Source organism: Microvirga tunisiensis, from assembly GCF_009296175.1.
GTDB classification, from domain to species: Bacteria; Pseudomonadota; Alphaproteobacteria; order Rhizobiales; family Beijerinckiaceae; genus Microvirga; species Microvirga tunisiensis.
On the sequence record NZ_VOSK01000959.1, the window covers coordinates 1 to 628 of the forward strand.

General features: G+C 63.2%; 1 protein-coding gene and 2 pseudogenes. All 3 read left to right on the top strand.

Annotation, left to right across the window (positions count from 1 at the left end):
• A pseudogene (locus FS320_RS46945) lies at nucleotides 1-213 on the top strand (hypothetical protein); the annotation flags it as partial.
• Nucleotides 176-433, top strand: a pseudogene (locus FS320_RS49580) (transposase); the annotation flags it as partial. The pseudogenes FS320_RS46945 and FS320_RS49580, both read left to right, overlap by 38 nt.
• A 58-nt stretch (nucleotides 434-491) precedes the next feature.
• A partial coding sequence (locus tag FS320_RS51425; RefSeq protein WP_420846860.1) for a helix-turn-helix domain-containing protein occupies nucleotides 492-628 on the top strand: 137 nt, incomplete at its 3' end.

Here is a 628-nt window from a genome sequence, read left to right on the forward strand (position 1 = left end):
ACGGGGGATGGTCGGCCCCTGCCGCCGCGGCTGGCGGCGGAGATCGCCCATCAGCTCGACTGGCTCGAACTCGTGCTGCGCCAGCTGGCCGAGGTCGAGACGAAGCGCGATGCCGAAGCGGCGGTGGTCTTGCTTCGAAAAAATGGAGAGCGTCTCATGAAGCAGGAGGATCTCCATGCCGAAGAGCCGTTTTACGAGAGAGTTTCAGGATGAGGCCGTCCGCCTCGTTCTAACGAGTGGGCGCTCCCAACGCGCGATCGCTGATGATCTTGGGGTGAACCGTTCAACGCTCGCGCGCTGGATGGCGGAGCACCAGGACACACGGCCCTCGTCGGGCACCCCGCCCCATGAGGACGTCATGGCCGAGCTCAAGCGCCTCCGGCGCGAGAACGAGGTGCTGCGCCAAGAGCGCGACATCCTCAAGAAAGCCACGGTGGGTTCAACCGGTCAGCGCATCATGATTGATTTCGTTGGCTTCGGGAGAACTATCTATGGCGCGTATGGGTCGTCCAGGCTTATCGGCAGAGCAGAAGCGGGAACTCTGGACCCGGTGGAAGGAGGGCTGGTCGCTCAGTGATATCGGCCGCGCGCTCGGCAAACATGCCGGATCGGTCTTCGGCATCGTACT